This window comes from Porphyromonas bobii (assembly GCF_943169685.1).
Taxonomy (GTDB): Bacteria; Bacteroidota; Bacteroidia; order Bacteroidales; family Porphyromonadaceae; genus Porphyromonas; species Porphyromonas pasteri.
The window spans coordinates 1-15,088 of record NZ_CALPBU010000001.1 but is presented as its reverse complement, the minus strand read 5'-3'; the positions used below and the strand labels follow the sequence as shown (position 1 = coordinate 15,088).

Here is a 15,088-nt window from a genome sequence, read left to right as displayed (position 1 = left end):
CCAGCTATGCTCAACGGGGAAGGAGCGACCAGCGAAGCCCAGCTCTTAGAGCTCTTGGCGCTACGTGCAGCGGGCCTTCCGCCACGCAAGCTCCTTCGCCTCTTCCTCTCTGACGAAGCTAAACCTGCCGAACTTCCCTTAGATCTACCGACTGACATCGATTACTATCGCGAGATGATCGAGCGAGCCCTTCCTCTGGCCGAGGAGGAGCTCGCTCGCTGTCATCAAGCGGGCATCACACTACTCCCCTACTTCGCCAGCGACTACCCCGTAGCTCTTCACGCCTTGGGCGGATCGCGCCCCGTGCTACTCTATGCTAAGGGCGACCTTGGTTTACTTCAAAGTCCCACCTCCATCCTCGGCATCGTCGGCACACGCCAGCCAAGTCCCGAAGGTCTCGCCGCGGCCCACCGCATCGCCTACGAAGAGGCGGAGAAGGGGCGAGTCATCCTAAGCGGCCTGGCCTATGGGTGTGACGCCGCAGCCCACCACGGGGCACTCGAAGCGACAGGGCGCACCATCGCCGTCATCGCCACGGGCCTTGACCGCGCACACCCCGAGGCACATCAAGCACTCCAAGATCGGATCATCGCCTCGGGTGGACTTGTGCTCTCCGAATATCCGCTGACCACGTCCGTCGACACGTACCGCCTCATCGCTCGTGACCGCCTGCAAGCCGCCCTCAGCGCCGAGCTTCTCGTCATCGAATGCGGTGTCCAAAGCGGTACGATGCACACCGTGCGCTTCGCCGAAAGGTACCACCGCCCGATCTTCGCACTCCCTCCCCACACCGACCGCCTCCCCTCGCTGGAGGGGAATAGGCAGCTCCTCCAATCAGGGCGCGCTAAGCCCTGGTAAGAGCGCCTTATATGCGGAGGGAAACTTCCGTATATGCGCAGCGAAATTTCTGTATATACGAAAATAAATATCTGCATATGCGAAAAAAGATTTCTGTATATACGGAAATTTCCTTCCGCATATACTCAAGGAAATCGCCGTATATACGCGCATCTTTCTCCTTCCTTTCAGATCCACGATGAAGCCCCTTTGCCCTCCCTCCGAAAGACGTAATCGGAGAGCTTGGACAGGAAAAACGAGCGCTCCCCGCATCCAGCTGAGACAGCCGAATGCGGGGAGCGTCTTATGAAAAGAGGTAGCCGAAGCTACGTCTTCGCTTAGTCTTCGATAGCCGCGATACCGGGGAGCTTCTTGCCCTCGATAGCTTCGAGGAGAGCACCACCACCCGTGGAAACGTAGGAGACCTTGTCAGCGTAACCGAACTTGTTTACGCAAGCGACACTGTCACCACCACCGACGAGCGAGAAGGCTCCATTAGCCGTAGCTTCAGCGATAGCAGCAGCTACAGCACGTGAGCCATCAGCGAAGTTATCCATTTCGAAGACCCCCGTAGGACCGTTCCAAAGGATGGTCTTCGAGCCAAGGATGACTTCACGATAAGCCTTGATGCTGTCGGGGCCGATGTCCATACCGATCCAGCCAGCGGGGATATTGTCGTTCTGAGCGAAGGCCGTCTTAGCATCATTGCTGAAGGCATCAGCGATCTTAGAGTCCGTAGAGAGGACGAGGTTCACACCGTTAGCCTTAGCCTTAGCGACGATCTCGCGAGCCAGATCCAGCTTATCATCTTCGCAGAGGGAAGCGCCGATGTTGCCACCAGCAGCCTTAGCGAAGGTGTAGGTCATAGCACCCGTGAGGATGAGGTTGTCTACCTTGCCGAGGAGGTTCTCGATGATGTCGATCTTAGATGAGACCTTCGAGCCACCCATGATAGCGGTGAAGGGACGCTGGATATCCTGCATGACCTTGTTCACAGCATCTACTTCCTTACCCATGAGGTAACCGAAGAGCTTGTGATCAGCATCGAAGTAAGCAGCGATGAGCGCCGTAGAAGCGTGAGCGCGGTGAGCCGTACCGAAGGCGTCGTTGACATAGACGTCAGCAAGAGCAGCGAGCTTCTTGGTGAATTCCTTCTGGCTTTCCTTGATCGCCTTCTTAGCAGCAGCCTTCTCTTCGTCAGAGGCATCTTCGGCCAAGCCGCGGGGCTTGCCTTCTTCTTCAGCGTAGAAGCGGAGGTTCTCGAGAAGGAGAGCTTCGCCGGGCTTGAGGTTAGCAGCGAGCTCACGAGCTTCTTCGCCTACGCAGTCGGGAGCGAACTTGACTTCGACGCCAAGGCACTTAGAGACGTGAGGGAGGATGTGGCGGAGGGAGAACTTATCCTCGACCTTCTTAGGACGGCCAAGGTGAGAGCCGATGATGACCGAGCCACCGTCAGCGAGGATCTTCTTGAGGGTAGGGAGAGCAGCGCGGATACGCGTGTCGTCGGTGATGTTGAAGTCTGCGTCGAGGGGCACGTTGAAGTCCACACGGACGAAAGCCTTCTTACCAGCGAAGTTGAACTGATCAATCGTCATAGAGTAATTGAGCTAATAATACATTACTTGAATTGCCCACAAATGTACGTAATTATGAGCACTTATGGCTATTATCGTTATCTTTGTGACAGTATATATAATGCACTAAGAGTATGAATAGTCGCCTCGCCGAGCAGATATCCTATCTCCTACTACGCCACGAGTACGTCGTCGTGCCCCAGTTGGGTGGATTCATCAGAGAGAAGCTCCCCGCCAGCTATGACCGTAGCAAGCATCTGGCCTACCCTCCCTCTGCCGAGCTCCACTTCAATGCCGAGATGACCCACAGCGATGGGCTTCTCGAGGAGCGCTATGCCCTTCTCCTGGGGCTATCGCTTCGTCGTGCTCGCCTCGTACTCGAGGAGGAAGTAAGCCAGCTGCGTCACCAGCTTATCCAGCAGGGCACGTATCATCTCTCAGGCATCGGGGAGCTCCAGCTCTCCCGCGAAGGGCACCTAAGCTTCACACCAGATAGCGCCTCCCTCGCTACAAGCGCCAGCGCTTACGGCTATGCGCCCCTATCTCTCCCCGCACTGCCTCAGGCGACCAGCGGTAGACAAGCACTCTCAGGCGAGCAGGACAGCCGCTATATCTCCCTGCGCCTCCCCAAGCGTGCGCTGGGCTATGCAGCCGCTGTCGTCATCGCCATCCTTGCGCTCCTCCCTTGGGGGAACAAAGTCGAGACGGAGCAGCACTACCAGGCAGGCTTCACCCCTTCAGTCGAAGTGGCACGCCAGCTCTTCGGTGAAGAAAAGAAGGTAGATGCTTCTTCCGATGCTACGACAAAAGATGAGCCAGGCAACCTCCGCTGGTCTACCGAGCAGGACGGCCGCTACTATATCATCATCGCTACCGAGCGCACCGAGGAGCGTATCCAGACCTACGTAGAGCAGGCTCGCACTACCCTCCCCAAAGCCGCACTCACCGCACTGCGTTCTCCCCATGGTCGCACGATTCGTCTTGCTCTTACCTCCTTTGATTCCTCTGCTGAGGCCTATGCTTACCTCAACGAGCTGGTGAAGGAGCATCCTGCCCACCGCTCAGCGTGGGTCTTCCACAACAACTAAGACTTAGCTGCTCCTAAGACGACAGCAGCACCTCTCCATACAAGTGGAGTCCATCTCCCCACACGACATCGTCACACAGATTAAAGCCGAGGCTCTTCGCCTCGGCTTCTCTGCTTGTGGTATCGCCCAAGCTGGCGCTGTCCCCGAAGCTATTCTGCAGGAATACGACTCATGGATCGAGACGGGCTACCATGGCGATATGGATTACTTAGCCCGCAATCGCGAGCTAAGAAGTGACCCGCGCGTGCTTCTCCCTGAGACAAAGACGCTCATCATGGTAGCGATGAACTACTATCCTGAGACAAAGCAAGCCCCCGAAGCCCCACAGTTTGCCTACTATGCCTACGGGCGAGACTACCATAAGGTCGTCAAGAAAAGGCTCGACCAACTCTTAGCCTACATGCGCTCCGAGCTGCAGCTCCCCGTCACGGGGCGCGCCTTCTCTGACTCCGCACCGATCATGGAGCGCTATTGGGCCGAGCAGGCAGGGCTTGGCTGGCGCGGAAAGAACAGCCTACTCATCATCCCACGTGCGGGGAGCTACTTCGTCTTGGGTGAGCTCCTCATCGACATAGAGCTACCGACGGATAGTCCGATGCGCAACCTCTGCGGACGCTGTGAGCGCTGCCAGACATCTTGCCCGACAGATGCTTTCCTTGAGCCTGGGCGTATCGATGCACGCCGATGCATCAGCTACCTCACCATCGAGCAGAAGGGTGAGATTCCCCCCGAGCTCCGCGAACGCATGGGGCGTCGGGTCTACGGATGTGATGCCTGCCAGCAGTGCTGCCCATGGAATCGCTATGCTCGGCCTACGACCATCGCCGACTACACTCCACGCGAAGCCCTGCTCTCCCTCTCCCCCGAGGAGCTCGAAGCGATGAGCGAGGAAGAGTACTTAGCGCTCTTTGCTGGCACCGCAGTCAAGCGAGCAGGGCTTGCGGGCCTACAGCGCACGATGCGGGATCTGCGAAACAACTTCACCTTGCCCATAGACACAGCCTCTACTTCAAGCGCAGTCCGTCGCTTCATTCGCCCTACCACAGACGACAGCAACTCCGAGGGCTAAGCCACACTCGACCTGATAGGATCAGCTCTCTAACCGACGAAGGAAGGGCTACCCAGAGTAGTATAAGAATAAGACTATACTAACCTATATTGGTCAGCGAGTCAACCTACTATTAGGTCGTTGCTCTGCGTAGGGATAAAAGTTGTGGACGAGTGGCAGATAAGTTTGGGCTACGTACGTGGACCTAATATCTACGTACGTGGATATTTGGATTTACGTACCTGGTCTTTAAGACTACGTGCATAGATGGAGGAAAACCACTACGTGAAGGCGCTTTTTTCTTCGCGAGAATGGTACTTTTTCCTCCGCTGGATAAGAGGAGCACTCGCGATAAAGCGAAGGGCTTGTGTATCTCTTCGGAGAGGCATTATCGGGGAGCTGAGTACACGATGTCTTAGCACAATTAGTAGGGGGAAGGACTCTGAGGCAAGAGTCTCATATTGGTTGAGCCTATGACGAATATAGATTCACGGCCATCATCAATAAAAGAATGCCTAAAACTCTTCTTATAAGGGGATATATCCCTGGATGAATTATCACCCACCTTCTTCTAATCCAGTCTGTTCTTGTACCTTTGCAGATGAATGCACGAGATGGCCACCATCCTTAGCTTAACACACTTAATCCGTAGATGAAACAAAGCCTTCGCCTCGGCCTTCGGGCTCTCGTCCTCACGAGTCTTTCCCTCCTCGCTGTACCCGCTATGGGGCAGAATATCCAGCTGCACTATGACCTCGGTCGCTACCTCTACCCCAAGGTACAGGCTGACCGTCCGCGCATGACGATGACCGTAGAGCAGCAGAGCCTTGACCGCTTCGGCGATACGTTCTACTTCGTCGATATGTCCTTCCTCCAGCAGGGTGCAGTGAGTGCCAACTGGAAGTTCATGCGCAACCTACGCTTTTGGCAGGGTCCACTCTCTTGGCACGTGCGCTATGACGGCGGCCTGCGCTTCATCAATGCCAATGCTCCCGAACCTGTGGGCTCACGTGCGATCTCGCTCAATGATGCCTTCATGACGGGGGTGACCTACACCTATCTCAGCCCCGAGCGTCGCACGATGCTCAGCCTCACACCACTCTACAAGTATATACGTGGGATTGCCCAGCCACACAACTATGAGCTCTGCGGAGTATGGAAGTTCGCTCCTGGCAATGGTCTCATCACCGCCACGGGCTTCTTCAGCTGGTGGCATCAGAAGGATCCCCGCATCGGTTGGGACACAGACTTCAAGTTCATGTCGCAGCCACAGGTGTGGTGCAACCTCAATAAGATCCCAAGTGTCGCACCAGACTTCAACCTCAGCATAGGTAGCGAAGTACGCATATCGAAGAATGTCGATGCCCCTCAGTGGCTCGTAGCACCGACACTCGCCCTCAAATGGAGCTTCGGTAAATAGCCCCGAACGTATCAAATAAGCGAAGCCCTTAGGACTGATCAGTCCTAAGGGCTTCTTCTTATCTCATCGCCTTCAGCACAAGCTATAGCAACCTCCCGCTCGGGCTTGTATCCAACCATCCAGCTCGAGGTCAAAGAGCTCACTTCGGACGGTCATCAAGTCCATACCCGATAGGCGGGACAGCTCATCGACGGAAAGCATACCCTGCTCTATCAAGATAGCGAGCAAAGGATGAGGTGGATACTCCCTCGCTGGAGAAGGGAGAGCTGGCTTTTCTACAAGAGAGGTAGAGAAGGGATGTGCTTCTGCTCCTTCATCCAAAGCCCCCCACCCCAGCTCCTTTATCATCGAGGACGCTCCAAGATAGAGATGGGCACGCTGCTCCTCGATGAGCTTATGACATCCAATACTCTCAGGATCGGTCAAGCGACCAGGACAGGCGAAGACTTCGCGTCCCGATTCCAAAGCATAGCTTGCCGTAGAAAGCGACCCACTATGTTCGCCCGCCTCGATGACGATAGTTGCGGCACTTAGCCCTGCGATGATACGGTTACGCGCAACGAAAGCCTGACGATAGGGCTTTACCCCTGGCGGATATTCGCTTACCCAAGCACCTCCATCACGCAGGATCTGCTCGGCGATCCGCCAGTGCGCACTCGGATAGAGCGTATCCAACCCATGGGCGAGCACAGCCACCGTTGGAAGACTCAGATTTAGCGCAGCCTCATGAGCCTGTATATCGACTCCGTAGGCCAGCCCACTGACAATCGTAGATGCAGGGCAAGTAGCCGACAGCTCTCTCACCACCTGCTGGGTAAGTACACGGCCATAGTCGGAGATACTTCGCGTACCGACGACACTCACATGCTTACGCTCCGCCCAAGCTACATACTCCCCGCGCACATACAAGACCATGGGTGGAACGGCAATCTCACGAAGAGGCGCTGGATAGTCCTCGCTAAGAAAGAAGATGGGACGAATACCTTCCTTCTGACAGCACTCCTCAATACGCAGGGCCTCTTCAACCAAAGTAGGCGAAGCCAGCTGCTGTGCTATACGCTGAGGCAGGCGGGGAAGGATACGAGCACGAAGCTCCGCATCAGTGAAGAGAGCCGTAGCAGAGCCAAGGGCTTCAATAAGCTCAATAGCAGAGCGAGGGCCGACGTACTTAGTGAGGGAGAGTGCAATGGTATAGGTCCGCTCGGTCGGAGTAAGGCTGGATGGCATAGATGGTAAGGTGAAAGTAGTAGAGAAGGCTGAGCCCCCGCCCTTCTCCAGCGGAAGGAGAGAGGCGAGGGCTCAGTCGAAAGGATTGGAAGAGGTGTGCGAAGCGGCTTAATGTGCCAGCATATCTTCGGTGATGTTGGTGAACTTGTTGTCCTTGATATTGCGGTAGGCAACAGCAGCACCATCCCAATAGGTGGGGAAGCCACCACGAACTGCTCCGATGAAGATCAGGCGGATCTTGTGCCAGCCAGCCTTCAGAGCTACGCTCTTGTCTCGACGGCTTGACTTAGCTACTTCACCGCTATTGTCGATGAGGAGCTTGCCATCGATATACATCTGATCAAGGTCCGTAGAGAAGACATAGACACCATCCTTGGGAATCTTCACATAGCCATCACCGATGACAGCCTTAGGCTTGATCTCTGCCATGTGATTCTTAACGACGTCAGGACGAAGATCTTGAGGACGCTTGGCGATACCCTTAGTCCAGTTCGTCACACCGATAAGATCAGTAGCCTGGTAGTAGTCTCCAATAGAGGTCTTCGTAGCCAGACCTGGCTTGAGGTTAGCAACGGTAGCTGCAGGAGCAAGAGTCTGCTTCTCAAAGGTAATCTCACGTACGGGGCTTGTCTTACCTGAGGGGAGGATAGAAGCTACACGGATGACTTCGCTCTTAGTGACCTTAAGAGGCATGGTATAGCTCTCCGAGGACAGCGTGGGCGTGCTACCATCACGCGTATAGACGATACGGATAGGGCGAGTCGTCTTGAGAGACAGCTCTGCGCTATCAGTGAAGGCTATGAAGTTGAGCGAAGAGACAGTCTTCTCGTAGCTTTCCTTTGAATCTACGTTAGGTAGGGGCTGCTCAGGCTGTGGAATATGATAGTTTGCACCGTGCATATCGAGGCGCACATACGCATTGTCGAGGCGACGGCTGAAGTCCTTGAAGTCACGACCAGAGATGGGCGACCAGACGGCTTCTGCAAGAGCGATCTCACGAGGGAAGGCACGGTACTGCATGATCTCTGGGGTATAGAGATACTCAGCCCAGAGGTTGGTCTGTGCACCCTTGATGTGGTGCCGCTTATCTGGAGCGATAGCTTCGGGGATCGGATTGTAGTTGTAGACCTTCTCAAGAGGAGCATAGCAGCAGATAGCTACGGGCTCAATCTTGGGATCACCCTGATAGTGGTCAATATAGAGGCCACCACTACCAGGGGTCATGATCACGTCGTGACCCATGTTGGCAGACTGGATACCACCATCTTCACCACGCCAGCTCATGACGGTAGCCGTAGGAGCAAGGCCACCTTCGAGGATCTCATCCCAGCCGATAAGCTTCTTCCCATGCTTAGCGAGCATCTTCTCAGCACGGCGGATGACGTAGCTCTGGAGCTCGTGCTCATCCTTCAGACCTTCAGCCTTGATGCGCTTCTGGCAGTTGGGACATTCCTTCCAGCGATCCTTAGGACATTCGTCCCCACCGATGTGGAAGTATTCACCAGGGAAGAGGGGTACGACTTCGTCGAGTACATTTTGGATGAACTCAAAGGTCGACTCCTTACCAGCGCAATAGACATCATCTTCGATACCCCAAATATTACGTACGATATACTTACGACGGTTGGGGAAGCAGGTAAGCTCAGGGTAAGAGGCGATAGCACCCATACCGTGACCTGGCATCTCGATCTCAGGGATGATCGTCACAAAGCGATCCTGAGCATAGCGGACGATCTCACGGACCTGATCCTGCGTATAGAAGCCACCGTAGCGACTGCCATCTCCTTCGATACGCCAAGCACCGACCTCGGTCAGGCGGGGATACTTCTTGATCTCAATACGCCAGCCCTGGTCCTCTGTGAGGTGCCAGTGGAGCTTATTGATCTTAAACATAGAGATAATATCGATGTGCTTCTTCATCTCATCTACCGTGAGGAAGTGGCGGCATACATCGACCATCACACCGCGATACTCGAAGGCAGGCTCATCAGAAATACGAACGGCAGGGATCGACCAAGCTGCCGTGGGGAGAGTCCCAACCTTACCTGCAGACTCGACCTCCGCAGGGAGTAGCTGCATCAAGCTTTGGAAGCCCCAGAAAAGAGCCTTCGCCGAACGCCCAACGATCTCGACACCGCGAGAAGAAGAGTTCAGCGTATAGCCCTCATCGCCAAGGGCGAGCTTAGGATCAATGCGAACGAAGATAGCCTGCTGGGTGGCCTTAGCACCGGGCACTACACGCAGAGAGAAGCCCGTAGAGCGGTTAATCTTTTCGGTGAAGAAGCGAGCGATCGTCACAGCTGAATCACCAGAGGCAATGACAGGCGTAGTCGCTGTCAGGCGAAAAGCAGGGAGCTTGAGTTCCTGAAGTTGCTTAGGACGAGGGATAATGTTGATCCCCTTGTCATACGAAGGCACGGGGGTAGACACTCGAGAGGGAGCGCTGGCAGCCCACGCAGCAGTCCCTCCTACACAGAGAGCCAGCGCACAGGCCATGCTTGTAAATAACTTCTTCATTGAGTCTATTTGAATGATATGATCAGCGCTACTGATAAAGCCTCAAGAGAAGGCTCATCGAACGCTGTAATACAAATATATAGAAAAACGAGTAGCCCGAGGCTTGCGCAAGAGCAGCATACACTACTCTGGGCAATAGCCTCGGGTCACTTGTTAACTCAGGTTCACGCCGACTGGCCCGACCTGATCGGTAAGATCTACCAAGCGAAGATAGGATAGTTAGCCATCATTTCGTTGACTTCCTTGCGGACAGCAGCGATGACAGCTTCATCTTCGGGCGCAGAGAGGACGCGGTCGATAAGGGAGACGATGTACTCCATCTTATCTTCCTTGACACCACGAGTAGTGATAGCAGGCGTACCGACACGGATACCCGAGGTCTGGAAAGCCGAGCGGCTATCGAAGGGAACCATATTCTTGTTCACCGTGATGTCAGCTGCTACAAGAGCCTTTTCAGCCACCTTACCGGTGAGTTCGGGGAACTTACCACGCAGGTCAATGAGCATGCAGTGGTTGTCCGTGCCGCCAGATACGACACCGTAGCCACGGCGTACGAAGGCTTCAGCCATAGCCTGAGCGTTCTTCTTGACCTGACGACCGTATTCCTTGAATGAGGGCTGGAGAGCTTCGTAGAAGGCTACTGCCTTAGCTGCGATGACGTGCTCCAGAGGACCGCCCTGTACACCTGGGAAGACTGCAGAGTCTAGGAGTGCGGACATCTTCTTGATCTCACCCTTAGGCGTAGTCTTGCCCCAAGGATTATCAAAGTCCTTACCCATAAGGATGATACCACCGCGAGGACCGCGCAGCGTCTTGTGCGTCGTGGAGGTGACGATATGAGCGAACTTGACTGGGTTGTCGAGGAGACCTGCAGCGATGAGCCCAGCGGGGTGAGCCATATCGACGAGGAAGATAGCCCCGATCTTATCTGCGATCTCACGGATACGCTTGTAGTCCCATTCGCGAGAGTAAGCTGAGCCCCCTGCGATGATGAGCTTAGGCTTGTGCTCGAGAGCACGCTGCTCCATCTGATCGTAGTCTACGCGACCCGTTTCTTCGCTGACATTGTAGTCGATAGCGTGGTAGAGAAGGCCTGAGCTATTGACAGCAGAGCCGTGGGAGAGGTGACCACCATGGGCGAGGTTCAGCCCCATGAAGGTATCGCCAGGGTTGAGACAGGCGAGGAGAACGGCCATATTTGCCTGAGCACCTGAGTGAGGCTGTACGTTTGCCCATTCAGCACCGAAGAGCTGCTTGATGCGATCGATAGCGAGCTGCTCAGACTTGTCTACTACTTCGCAACCACCATAGTAGCGCTTACCAGGATAGCCTTCTGCATACTTATTGGTCATGCAGCTACCCATAGCCTTCATGACTTCTTCACTGACAAAGTTCTCAGAGGCAATGAGCTCAATACCCTTGAGTTGTCGTTGACGTTCCTCTTCAATCAGAGTGAAGATAGCGGAGTCGTTCATAGTTTCTTACGTGTTATTGTTTGGATGGATATAGTTGAGTGATGTACTCTTGTGCTTCGTGCTATTGTACTTACTGAGTGTATTCTTATCTCTACAAGGCAAAGATAAGAATTGTATCTATATATCAAAGCTTTCCCAAAGAGTTCTTTGGGGACGCTCCGAAGAAGCTCTTCAAAGGGCCTAAAGAGTCATCAAAAAGAGGGATACAATCTACTGAATCATAGCATATAGCACAGTAAGAAGGCTACTCTTATCCCTTCGCTCTCTCCCCCACTCTATACCACATCTATAGGTGCTAACATAGAGACTGAATATCTAAAATATTTTGAGAAGGGGAAATACTACCAAGGATAGAAGCAGCGATCTCCCCCTCTATACAAAAGTAGCAAGCATGAGAGATAGTAGTCGACCAATGTCTAATTCGCAAGCTTATACCTTAAGTTCTGCGCAAAAAGAAGCCCCTCCCTGCATCCAGATAGGACGAAGGGAGGGGCGTTACTTACTTATTAGCTTAGTGCTTATTCTTCCGAAGTGGGAGCGATACAAGCACAGAAGGCGGGGATCAGATTGCGGTCACCGAAGCCATTGTCTACGCGAGCGACATTGATCCAGAACTTATTCTCACGCAGGTAAGGCAGCGGATAGGCAGCCTTCTCACGGGGGTAGCTGTGTGACCAAGAGTCGGAGACCACTTCATACTCAGGGTGAGGAGCATTCTTCAGCACGTTGTCTTCGGCATCAGCACGGCCTTCCTTGATCTCCTGCATTTCGCCCCAGATGCACTGCATCACTTCGAGGAAGCGATCCAGCTCAGCCTTACTTTCACTTTCGGTGGGCTCGATCATGAGCGTGCCATGTACAGGGAAGGAAAGCGTAGGAGCATGGTAGCCGAAGTCCATGAGGCGCTTAGCGATATCGCTCTCATCGACACCGTAGGTTTCCTTGAGCTTGCGGCAGTCGAGGATCAGCTCGTGACCGACACGACCTGTTGCCCCCGTGTAGACGATACCATAGGTATCCTTGAGACGGACTGCCATGTAGTTGGCGTTGAGGATTGCCGTGCGAGTAGCACGCTCAAGCCCCTTCGTACCCAGCAGGCGGATGTAAGCATAGGAGACGACATCAATACCGGCACTACCAAGAGGAGATGCAGAGACGACGTTCCCTTCGATGGGCTCGTAGTCGACGCCATAGCCATGCGTAGGCTGGTAAGGAGCGAGAGCCTCGGTCATACAGATAGGACCACTACCAGGACCGCCACCACCGTGGGGGATAGCGAAGGTCTTATGCAGGTTGAGGTGGCAGACGTCTGCACCGATGAAGCCAGGGTTAGTAAGACCTACCTGAGCGTTCATATTCGCACCATCCATATAGACGAGGGCTCCGCAATCATGGATGCGCTTACAGAGGTCGATGATATTCGTCTCGAAGATCCCGTGCGTACTGGGATAAGTGATCATCATCGCAGCGAGGTCATCCTTATGCTCCTCGGTCTTCTTCATGAAGTCTTCCCAGTCGACATTACCATGCGCATCGCACGCTACGATGACACACTGGTAGCCACACTGCGAAGCCGAAGCAGGGTTCGTACCGTGAGCAGAAGCAGGCAGAAGGATCTTACTGCGGTGACCACCTCCGTGAGCTTCATGGTAAGAGCGGATCGTACGCAGACCGGCGTATTCACCAGCAGCACCCGAATTAGGCTGGAGCGATACCACGGGCAGCCCCGTGATCGTAGCTAAGAGCCCCTTGAGGTTCTCCAGCAGCTCGAGGGAGCCCTGTACCTGCTCAGCAGGAGCATAGGGATGGATATTGCAGAAGGCAGGGTTGCTGAGAGGGATGACTTCCGTAGCAGCATTGAGCTTCATCGTACATGAGCCGAGAGAGATCATCGAGTGCGTCAGGGAGATATCCTTACGCTCGAGACGCTTGATGTAGCGCATCATCTCGGTCTCCGTATGGTACTTGTTGAAGACTTCGTATGAGAGGAAGGGCGAGGTACGTACGAACTTACGATCAATGTGGATCGTGTGTTCGCCGACTTCGTCATTGAAGTTGCTCTCCTTGCCAAGGGCAGAAGCGAAGATGTAGCAGAGGACGCTGAGGTCTTCGGGCAGTGTCGTTTCGTCAATACTAAGCAGAGCGACCGTACCGCAGGGAGCATAGAAGAGGTTCACACGACACTCCTCTGCGATCTCACGGAGCTTAGCAGCGAAGCCAGCTTCCTCGGGGAGGATGACGCAGAGTGTATCGAAGAAGTTCTCATGCAGGAGACGATAGCCGAGATCCTGAAGCTTCTTGGCGAGGAAGCCCGTGTAAGAGTGGACACGACGTGCAATATTCTTCAGGCCTTCGGGACCATGGTAGACGGCATAGAAGCCACTCATAGAAGCCAGCAGAGCCTGAGCGGTACAGATGTTACTCGTAGCGCGCTCGCGCTTAATATGCTGCTCGCGAGTCTGCAGTGCGAGGCGATAGGACTCCTTGCCCAGGCGGTCCTTACTCAGACCGATGATACGACCTGGGAGCGTACGCTTGTACTCCATACGACAAGCGATGTATCCAGCAGAGGGACCACCGAAGTACATGGGCACACCGAAGCGCTGAGCTGAGCCGAAGACGACGTCAGCACCCCATTCTCCTGGAGGCGTCAGCAGGACAAGCCCGAGGAGGTCTGCAGCAACCCCCACCTTGATATCTGCATCGTGAGCCTTGGCTACAAACTCAGAGTAGTCATTGACACCACCGAGTGAGCCTGGGTACTGTACGATTGCTCCGAAGAACTCGTCACCGAAGTCGAACTCGTTCCACTTACCGAGGACGACCTCGATACCCTGTGGGATACAGCGCGTGAGGATGACGTCACGTGTAGAAGCAAAGACATCCTTATCAACGAAGATCTTGCGTGCACCGAGCTTCACCTTAGCCTTAGAGCGCTCATTGAAGAGCAAGAAGGCAGTTTCAGCCCCAGCCGTTGCTTCGTCGAGGAGGGAGCAGTTACTCAAGGGGAGTGCCGTCAGGTCCGTGATGACCGACTGGAAGTTGAAGAGCGCTTCAAGGCGACCCTGAGAGATCTCTGCTTGATAGGGAGTATAGGATGTGTACCAGACGGGGTTCTCTAGTACATTACGCTGGATGACGGGAGGGAGTACGGTATCGTACCAGCCTTGGCCGATGTAGGAGGTATAGACTTCGTTCTTAGATGCAAGGTCTGATATATGCTCAGCAAACTCCCGCTCAGTCATGGGCTCGGGGAGATCCAGAGGCTTGTCCAATCGAATGTTGGAGGGTAGAGTCTGGTTGATGAGCTCATCTAAGGTCTTCACCCCGATGGTACGAAGCATCTCATCGGCGTCGTGCTGCCCTACGCCTATGTGGCGGATGGAAAAGTCATTGGTGTTCATTGGCGAACGTTAGCTTAAGTATTGTTATAGTAGTCGTACGCTGATCTATCTACAGCGTACCAAAGGTAGGTATTTTGCAGGCTCGTTGTACCTCAATGACTTACAAAAATATCTTACAAAGTCTACCGCCTTAGTGTTAGCTTGTTATCCCATCAAACGCCACCATCCCACACATCCCTTAGTGTGAATAGGAGGCTACTATATACTTGGAGTAGATGGCATCTAAGGCTATCAAGTGTGATAGACATCTATGCAAGAAGAGAGCACAGCTTTCGCTATGCTCTCTTCTCTGGCGGTATGGACGGGACTCGAACCCGCGACCCCCTGCGTGACAGGCAGGTATTCTAACCAGCTGAACTACCACACCGTGCTTGCTGATTTGCGTTGCAAAGATAGTATAAGTTTTCTAAGCCTCCAAATAACGCCCCATTTTCACCCCCCGACCAGATAAAGAGGTAGGCCTTTGCCTTGCCAGACACCCTATCCCTATCTGTCACT

The 15,088-nt window shown here is 54.1% G+C and carries 9 protein-coding genes and 1 tRNA gene; 4 read left to right on the top strand and 6 right to left on the bottom strand.

Annotation, left to right across the window (positions count from 1 at the left end; translation table 11 throughout):
• Positions 1–6 precede the first annotated feature (6 nt).
• Complete coding sequence (locus tag KO088_RS00050; RefSeq protein ID WP_215492754.1) at positions 7–858, top strand: DNA-processing protein DprA; 852 nt, start codon at positions 7–9, stop codon at positions 856–858.
• Between the two features lie 317 nt (positions 859–1,175).
• Here KO088_RS00050 and KO088_RS00045 read toward each other — a convergent pair whose 3' ends face one another.
• The gene (locus KO088_RS00045) at positions 1,176–2,432 is read right to left on the bottom strand and encodes a phosphoglycerate kinase (RefSeq protein ID WP_215492752.1); all 1,257 of its coding nucleotides are present in this window, start codon (positions 2,430–2,432) and stop codon (positions 1,176–1,178) included.
• A gap of 113 nt (positions 2,433–2,545) precedes the next feature.
• On the opposite strand from KO088_RS00045, the gene KO088_RS00040 reads away from it, so the two are divergent.
• The 3 genes from KO088_RS00040 (at position 2,546) to KO088_RS00030 (ending at position 5,967) form a co-directional block, all read left to right on the top strand.
• Positions 2,546–3,499 (top strand): HU domain-containing protein, encoded by a 954-nt coding sequence (locus tag KO088_RS00040; protein ID WP_215492750.1) that lies wholly within the window; start codon positions 2,546–2,548, stop codon positions 3,497–3,499.
• 43 nt (positions 3,500–3,542) lie between these two features.
• A complete protein-coding gene (gene queG, locus KO088_RS00035; RefSeq protein WP_215492749.1) occupies positions 3,543–4,568 on the top strand; it encodes a tRNA epoxyqueuosine(34) reductase QueG in 1,026 nt (341 codons plus the stop codon).
• Between the two features lie 631 nt (positions 4,569–5,199).
• Complete coding sequence (locus KO088_RS00030; protein WP_215492748.1) at positions 5,200–5,967, top strand: DUF5020 family protein; 768 nt, start codon at positions 5,200–5,202, stop codon at positions 5,965–5,967.
• Between the two features lie 72 nt (positions 5,968–6,039).
• Here KO088_RS00030 and dprA read toward each other — a convergent pair whose 3' ends face one another.
• The 5 genes from dprA to KO088_RS00005 form a co-directional block, all read right to left on the bottom strand.
• Positions 6,040–7,194: a DNA-processing protein DprA gene (gene dprA, locus KO088_RS00025; RefSeq protein WP_215492747.1), complete on the bottom strand. Its 1,155-nt coding sequence runs from the start codon at positions 7,192–7,194 to the stop codon at positions 6,040–6,042.
• 108 nt (positions 7,195–7,302) lie between these two features.
• Positions 7,303–9,711, bottom strand: coding sequence for a family 20 glycosylhydrolase (locus KO088_RS00020; RefSeq protein WP_215492746.1), 2,409 nt, complete (start codon positions 9,709–9,711; stop codon positions 7,303–7,305).
• 197 nt (positions 9,712–9,908) lie between these two features.
• On the bottom strand, positions 9,909–11,186 hold the full coding sequence (gene glyA / locus KO088_RS00015; RefSeq protein WP_044114497.1) for a serine hydroxymethyltransferase: 1,278 nt from the start codon (positions 11,184–11,186) through the stop codon (positions 9,909–9,911).
• Positions 11,187–11,704: 518 nt separating this feature from the next.
• Entirely contained in the window at positions 11,705–14,590 is a 2,886-nt protein-coding gene (gcvP, locus tag KO088_RS00010; RefSeq protein ID WP_215492745.1) for an aminomethyl-transferring glycine dehydrogenase, read from the bottom strand.
• A gap of 290 nt (positions 14,591–14,880) precedes the next feature.
• Positions 14,881–14,957 (bottom strand) — tRNA-Asp (locus tag KO088_RS00005).
• Positions 14,958–15,088 lie beyond the last annotated feature (131 nt).

Coding starts and splice junctions, on each gene's coding strand:
- KO088_RS00020 (WP_215492746.1), bottom strand. CDS start 9,711: ATGAAGAAGTTATTTACAAGCATGGCCTGTGCGCTGGCTCTCTGTGTA.
- KO088_RS00040 (WP_215492750.1), top strand. CDS start 2,546: ATGAATAGTCGCCTCGCCGAGCAGATATCCTATCTCCTACTACGCCAC.
- glyA (WP_044114497.1), bottom strand. CDS start 11,186: ATGAACGACTCCGCTATCTTCACTCTGATTGAAGAGGAACGTCAACGA.
- dprA (WP_215492747.1), bottom strand. CDS start 7,194: ATGCCATCCAGCCTTACTCCGACCGAGCGGACCTATACCATTGCACTC.
- gcvP (WP_215492745.1), bottom strand. CDS start 14,590: ATGAACACCAATGACTTTTCCATCCGCCACATAGGCGTAGGGCAGCAC.
- KO088_RS00050 (WP_215492754.1), top strand. CDS start 7: ATGCTCAACGGGGAAGGAGCGACCAGCGAAGCCCAGCTCTTAGAGCTC.
- KO088_RS00045 (WP_215492752.1), bottom strand. CDS start 2,432: ATGACGATTGATCAGTTCAACTTCGCTGGTAAGAAGGCTTTCGTCCGT.
- KO088_RS00030 (WP_215492748.1), top strand. CDS start 5,200: ATGAAACAAAGCCTTCGCCTCGGCCTTCGGGCTCTCGTCCTCACGAGT.